A 6,405-nucleotide genomic window follows, 5' to 3' on the forward strand; every position below is an offset into this window, starting at 1 on the left:
TTCAACATATTATTAACATAATATTCAAATCATAGTATTCATCCCGCCGATTCTTACCTACTATCGATAAGCCCTTACAAAGGGAACGTCATTTTTTTGGCGTATTTAAAGGCCAGAAGAGCCTTAACAACACAGACAGGCATAAACAGGAAAATATCACATGGTAGATCAGGTCAAAGTCGCCGCCGCAGAAGAGGCGACGTCTGAACAGTCGCTACGGCGAAATCTCACGAACCGTCACATTCAGCTTATTGCCATTGGTGGAGCCATCGGCACCGGGCTGTTTATGGGCTCGGGCAAAACCATCAGTCTTGCCGGCCCGTCGATCATCTTCGTTTATATGATCATCGGTTTTATGCTCTTTTTCGTGATGCGTGCAATGGGTGAATTGCTGCTCTCGAACCTCGAATACAAATCCTTCAGCGACTTCGCGTCAGACCTGCTCGGCCCGTGGGCTGGCTATTTTACCGGCTGGACCTACTGGTTCTGCTGGGTGGTTACCGGCATGGCGGATGTTGTCGCTATTACGGCCTACGCCCAATTCTGGTTCCCCGGCCTGTCGGACTGGGTGGCCTCGCTGGCGGTGATTGTCCTGCTGCTGAGCCTCAACCTCGCGACCGTTAAAATGTTCGGTGAGATGGAATTCTGGTTCGCGATGATCAAAATCGTCGCCATCATCGCGCTGATTGTCGTCGGGCTGGTAATGGTGCTGACGCACTTCCAGTCGCCAACTGGCGTTCAGGCCTCGTTTGCCCATCTGTGGAATGATGGCGGCTGGTTCCCGAAAGGCATCAGCGGCTTCTTCGCCGGTTTCCAGATTGCGGTGTTCGCGTTTGTCGGGATTGAGCTGGTGGGGACCACGGCGGCGGAAACTAAAGATCCGGAGAAATCCCTGCCGCGCGCGATCAACTCCATTCCGCTGCGTATCATCATGTTCTACGTGTTCGCGCTGATCATCATTATGTCCGTGACGCCATGGAGCTCAGTAGTGCCAACCAAGAGCCCGTTCGTCGAGCTGTTCGTGTTGGTGGGGCTGCCTGCTGCCGCGAGCCTGATTAACTTCGTGGTGCTGACCTCTGCAGCCTCTTCCGCGAACAGCGGCGTCTTCTCCACCAGCCGTATGCTGTTTGGTCTGGCGCAGGAGGGCGTTGCCCCGAGCGCGTTCGCCAAACTGTCTAAACGTGCGGTACCGGCGAAAGGGCTGACCTTCTCCTGCATCTGTCTGCTGGGCGGTGTGGTGATGCTCTACGTTAACCCGAGCGTAATCGGCGCGTTCACCATGATCACCACGGTGTCGGCGATCCTGTTTATGTTCGTCTGGACCATCATCCTCTGCTCATACCTGGTGTACCGCAAACAGCGTCCACATCTGCATGAGAAGTCGATCTACAAGATGCCACTGGGCAAGCTGATGTGCTGGGTATGCATGGCGTTCTTCGTCTTCGTGCTGGTGCTACTGACGCTGGAAGAAGATACCCGTCAGGCACTGATCGTCACGCCGCTGTGGTTTATCGCGCTGGGGCTGGGCTGGCTGTTTATCGGTAAGAAACGGATGGCTGGCATGCGTTAAGCATGTTGCCGGGTGGCGCTGACGCTTACCCGGCCTACGTTCGAGGACGTTGTAGGCCCGGTAAGCGCTAGCGCCACCGGGCTTTTTTATTTACCCGATAATGCACGCGGGAACAGAACGTTATTCTCAAGACTGATGTGTTCCATCAGATCGTCGATCATCTCGTTGATGCCGTTGTACATCGCTTTCCAGGTGGTGCACGCCTCTGGCGGCGGTGTGACATTGTGGGTGGTGTGTTTGATCACTTCCAGCAGTTCTCCGGCGTCATCATGTTCGCTTTCCATCACGCTGATTGGCCCCATTGCCTGGCTGCCCATGCCCTGTTTGATCATCGGGAAGAGGATCTGCTCCTCTTTCATCATGTGGCTGGATAGTTCTTCGTGCAGCATGGTCAGGTATTTCGCCAGGCCGCGCGGTACGGAAGGTTTATCGGCGTGAACGCGCTCAACTTTGGTGGCCTGTAAAATCAGCTCCGGCAGCTGTTCGCGGTGACGGTCGTGGTAACGCACAATGATATGGTCGATGATTTCAGCCAGCGGCGCGGTGCGCCAGTCTTTGTCGACAGGCTGTTCTGCCAGCTTAGCCAGCTCCGCTTCGATAGCTTCTACATCCAGCTCTTTACGCGACGCTGCGCGCGCCAGCGTTTGCTTACCGCCGCAGCAGTAATCCATATCGTATTTACGGAACAGCGCTGAAGCGCGAGGGATGGAGAGCGCCAGCTCGCCTAAGGGTTGGTCGCGGAAGGCCATAGCAGTTACCTCATCATCAGGAATATAAGATGCATTTTAAATGCATCTTTATGGGGATACTATAACCCTTTAGAGGCAAGGGTAAAAATGAGAAGGGGATCACAAAAAAATCGTGCTTTTAACTTGCTGATTGAATGCAGAAAAGGGCTTTCGAAAGTTTTTAAAGGTGGAGAAACAGTAAACAACCTGCCGCGCGTGCCGATAGATACAGGTCAGACAATACCTGTATATAAAAAAGGCAACGCATGTTTAAACGTATAAAAGTCATTACTCTTTTGATTTCGGTGCTGCTTGTGCTCGGCATCATGCAACTGATCTCCGCCGGCATTTTCATTAATGCGCTCAATAACGACAAAGAGAACTTCACCGTTTCTCAGCTTTCCAGCCAGAACGTCGCGGAGTTTACCGACGCCTGGATCAGCCTGAATCAGGCGCGTGTCACCCTTAACCGCGGCATGCTGCGTCTGCAAAGCAGCATGGCGTCGCAGATTAACGGCGGGCAGCTGAACGAGCTGGTCAATACCGCGAAAAACCTGCTGGCTGATGCCCAGACACATTACGATAAATATTACGCGCTGCCGGAAACGCCGGGTATGGACGAGCACCTGGCCGACAGGCTGGAAGAGCACTACCGCATCTACTCCGCCACGCTGACGCAAATGAACGTTCTGCTGGGGCAGGGCAATCTGGAAGATATGTTCAAACAAAATGCCGAACAGAAGCAGACCGCGATGCAAAAGGTCTATCGCGAGTGGCGGGAGGCGCAGGCCGCGCTCACCGACAAAGGCATCAAGGACAATGAAAGCGACTACAAACGCATTCTGTGGATCCTGTCTGCGGTGATGCTGCTGGTGATCGCGGTGATTATTTCCAGCTGGATTGCGATGCGCCGCGTGCTGCTGCTGCCGCTGGAAGAGGTGATCAGCCATATCCGCGCCATTGCGGCAGGGGATTTAACCCAGCCGATTCAGGCTGAGGGTAAAAATGAAATGGCGATCCTGGCGCGCAACGTTCAGGAGATGCAGACTGCGCTGGCCAACACGGTGGGCGTGGTGCGTGAAGGCGCAGATACCATCTACACCGGCGCGGGTGAAATCTCGGCGGGCAGCAACGATCTCTCGTCTCGCACAGAGCAGCAGGCCGCTTCTCTGGAAGAGACGGCAGCCAGCATGGAACAGTTAACCGCCACCGTGAAGCAAAACGCCGATAACGCGCGTCAGGCGTCGCGTCTGGCGCTGGACGCCTCCTCCACCGCGAAGAAGGGCGGAAACGTGGTAGAAGGCGTGGTGCGCACCATGGACGAAATCGCCACCAGTTCCAGCAAAATTGCGCAAATTACCAACGTAATCGATGGCATTGCCTTCCAGACCAATATTCTGGCGCTGAACGCGGCGGTAGAAGCGGCGCGTGCGGGCGAGCAGGGGCGTGGCTTCGCGGTTGTCGCGGGTGAGGTGCGTACCCTTGCCCAGCGCAGCGCTCAGGCGGCGAAAGAGATCAAAGCCCTGATCGATGATTCCGGCGAGCGCGTTAACGCGGGCTCTCAGCTGGTAAATGAAGCGGGCGCGACGATGGCAGAGATCGTCAATGCAGTTACGCGCGTGACGGACATCATGGGGGAGATTGCGTCGGCCTCCGACGAACAGAGCCGCGGTATCGACCAGGTGGGCCAGGCGGTGGCGGAGATGGATCGCGTTACCCAACAGAACGCCTCGCTGGTGGAGGAGTCTGCGGCGGCGGCGGCGGCGCTGGAAGATCAGGCCGCGCGCCTGAACGACGCGGTGGCGGTGTTTAAGATCACCCGTAACCAGGCGGTGAAAGCCGCGCCAGTAAAGACCTATGTACCTAAAGCGCAGCCCGTAGCGGCGTCTGAAGCGAACTGGGAAACGTTCTGATACTGTGCCGGGTGGCGCTGACGCTTACCCGGCCTACGGTTTTGTAGGCCCTGCAAGCGAAGCGCCGCTGGTCGAAAAGCTCACCCCTCCGACGCCGGAACGACCATCGGTTTTTCCGGCTTCGCTCTCACCGCAATCACCACCCCAACGACCAGCAGCGCGATCCCGCAGGCCGTTAGCAGCGGCGGCACGCTCTGGCGCATCAGGAAGGTATAGAGCAGCCCGGCCAGCGTTTCAAAGACAATCAGCGGCCCCAGTATCACCGTCGGCAGCTTCTGGCTGGCAATGTTCCAGCACAGCGCGCCAACCCACGAACAGAGCACGGCAATGGCGACCATTAACCCGACGAATACCCACGGGCGCGGTCCGAAGGGCAGGGCGAAATCCGGATGCTGGCTACCCAGCCAGATACATGCACCCACATAGCCCAGCAACGAGACAGGAAGCGTGACCAGCGCCTGCGCCGTCGCCCACATCATCGGATGCTTATCCGGGTTTTCCCGCAGCCAGCGTGCGTTGCGCAGGGCATACCAGGCCCAGCAGACAACCGAAATAACCGCCAGAAAGATCCCAGAACCGTAACGCCACAAGCTGAAGTTTTCGAGGCCGTGGCGTAGCTCGGCAATATTCACGCAAGCCAGCCCCACGGCGATGCATACCAGCGCAGGCACCATTTTTGACCACGCCAGTTTCCCGTCTCGCTGGCTATAAAGCAGGTTTGCGAAAACCGGAATGACCACCGGCAGCGTGCCGATAATCATGGTCGACACCGGCGCACCGGTACGCTGAATGGCGCTCGCCAGGCAGACGTAGTAGATAAGATTACCCATCATGGTCAGCCACAGCGCGGTGAGCCAGTCCTGGCAACTCAGCTGGCGCAGACGCGCACGCCCCAGCAAGGCCAGCGGCACGGCAATAAGCCCCAGCGCCAGATAGCGTCCGGTCGACTGCAATATTGCCGGGTACTCCGGCACAATCAGCGGGCCGACGAAAATCAGCCCCCACATCAACCCTGCAAGCAGGGCATACAACACGCCGCTAATCATCTTTTCGTCCACAGTAATACATGTTGTAGCCAGTGTAGGAGGCACAGATGCACGCGTATTGTATGAGGTTGCGCATTAGCGCTCAGGGAACGTAAAGACATGGGGCCAAAGCGTCAGCCGCCAGGATACTTTTTCCGTGGTTTCAGTTTAATCCTACAAGACATACCTATAAGACCTACAGGCTTCGAAGGACGGTGTCATTACTATAGTCGACGGATTTTTACGACCACGGCATAACGTCGGTTTTCATATCCTGCAATCAACGACGTGGGACGATGAGAACGATCGGCCTATTTTACAGGAAAGAAGATGCAGGAAGTCATATGGTCCGAACAGGTGATGCTGACAGGGCGTTCCCGTATTTCTATCAGCGGAGCCAATAATGTATTTTGTTCCGCGCTGGTGGTGCTTTTCAGGAATATTATTTCGCCAGACATTATTACCATGCCAGAGATCCAGGTGCAGGTCTTTGTCGGAATGACGCTGCCACAGGTGTTCGTATGGCGGATGAAGGAGGATGCGGCAATGGAAGGGAAGATCCCTCGTATTGTTTTCTGTACTGACTCTTGCTTCCGAATGCTGTCAGGGACCAGCGGATATGAACGAACACTGTTCATTACTCCAGATACCAGCATTTATGCGGTGGCTGAAATAATCAGACGCTGGATTGCCGGTTACGCCTCGCACGCTTCGGACAACGTTCTGCCTCTGCTCACTCGATGTGATAACCGAACCATGCAAATGCTGGAAAAAGATATCCCACTTCCTCTTGAGGCCAGACGGCTCTTTCGCTCGGTAAAAACGCTTTATTGTCAGCGCGCTTTACTGTCGGACCGGATCGGGACGCACAGCCGTCAGGAATTATATCTAAAAGCGCGTCTGATACTCAGTCAAAGCCAAACATTAGCGCTTGGTTAGGCTCAAGGTTCATGACGAGAGATCGCTTACCGCATCTTCAAGACGTAGCGCAAGCTGAAGGCAGAGGCTGATGGTTTTCCTGTCTGCGGCTTCTTCCAGTTCAGTACATAAGTCAGCCAGCGAATCGTTCTTCAGAAGATAAAAACCGCCTTTCATCAGGTGAGCAAGTTCGGCGATCTGCAAGAAATCTTCCGCGCTGATAGCGTCGTGCAAATCGCTGATGGTGACGT

At 55.5% G+C, this 6,405-nt stretch carries 6 protein-coding genes; 3 read left to right on the forward strand and 3 right to left on the reverse strand.

Features of this window, described 5'->3' with window-relative positions:
* Positions 1-160: 160 nt before the first annotated feature.
* Entirely contained in the window at positions 161-1,570 is a 1,410-nt protein-coding gene (gene cycA, locus HP459_RS06440) for a D-serine/D-alanine/glycine transporter (protein WP_022646840.1), read from the forward strand.
* An 86-nt stretch (positions 1,571-1,656) separates the two neighbouring features.
* On the opposite strand, the gene ytfE is transcribed toward cycA, so the two are convergent.
* Positions 1,657-2,319: an iron-sulfur cluster repair protein YtfE gene (ytfE, locus tag HP459_RS06445; protein ID WP_023299148.1), complete on the reverse strand. Its 663-nt coding sequence runs from the start codon at positions 2,317-2,319 to the stop codon at positions 1,657-1,659.
* A 245-nt stretch (positions 2,320-2,564) separates the two neighbouring features.
* On the opposite strand from ytfE, the gene HP459_RS06450 reads away from it, so the two are divergent.
* Positions 2,565-4,211, forward strand: coding sequence for a methyl-accepting chemotaxis protein (locus tag HP459_RS06450; RefSeq protein ID WP_022646842.1), 1,647 nt, complete (start codon positions 2,565-2,567; stop codon positions 4,209-4,211).
* A gap of 80 nt (positions 4,212-4,291) precedes the next feature.
* On the opposite strand, the gene HP459_RS06455 is transcribed toward HP459_RS06450, so the two are convergent.
* A complete protein-coding gene (locus tag HP459_RS06455; protein ID WP_171936035.1) occupies positions 4,292-5,257 on the reverse strand; it encodes a DMT family transporter in 966 nt (321 codons plus the stop codon).
* A gap of 309 nt (positions 5,258-5,566) precedes the next feature.
* Here HP459_RS06455 and HP459_RS06460 point away from each other — a divergent pair, with 309 nt between their 5' ends.
* Complete coding sequence (locus tag HP459_RS06460) at positions 5,567-6,175, forward strand: hypothetical protein (protein ID WP_023305305.1); 609 nt, start codon at positions 5,567-5,569, stop codon at positions 6,173-6,175.
* Positions 6,176-6,184: 9 nt separating this feature from the next.
* Here HP459_RS06460 and HP459_RS06465 read toward each other — a convergent pair.
* Positions 6,185-6,405: Hpt domain-containing protein (locus tag HP459_RS06465; protein WP_171936034.1), on the reverse strand; the 221-nt coding region annotated here is incomplete at its 5' end.

It is taken from the genome of Enterobacter sp. CM29, assembly GCF_013179605.1.
Classification (GTDB): Bacteria; Pseudomonadota; Gammaproteobacteria; order Enterobacterales; family Enterobacteriaceae; genus Enterobacter; species Enterobacter intestinihominis.

Bases quoted from the DNA above. Each gene is read 5' to 3' on its own strand.
- ytfE (WP_023299148.1), bottom strand. From the start codon at position 2,319: ATGGCCTTCCGCGACCAACCCTTAGGCGAGCTGGCGCTCTCCATCCCT.
- HP459_RS06460 (WP_023305305.1), top strand. From the start codon at position 5,567: ATGCAGGAAGTCATATGGTCCGAACAGGTGATGCTGACAGGGCGTTCC.
- HP459_RS06455 (WP_171936035.1), bottom strand. From the start codon at position 5,257: ATGATTAGCGGCGTGTTGTATGCCCTGCTTGCAGGGTTGATGTGGGGG.
- HP459_RS06450 (WP_022646842.1), top strand. From the start codon at position 2,565: ATGTTTAAACGTATAAAAGTCATTACTCTTTTGATTTCGGTGCTGCTT.
- cycA (WP_022646840.1), top strand. From the start codon at position 161: ATGGTAGATCAGGTCAAAGTCGCCGCCGCAGAAGAGGCGACGTCTGAA.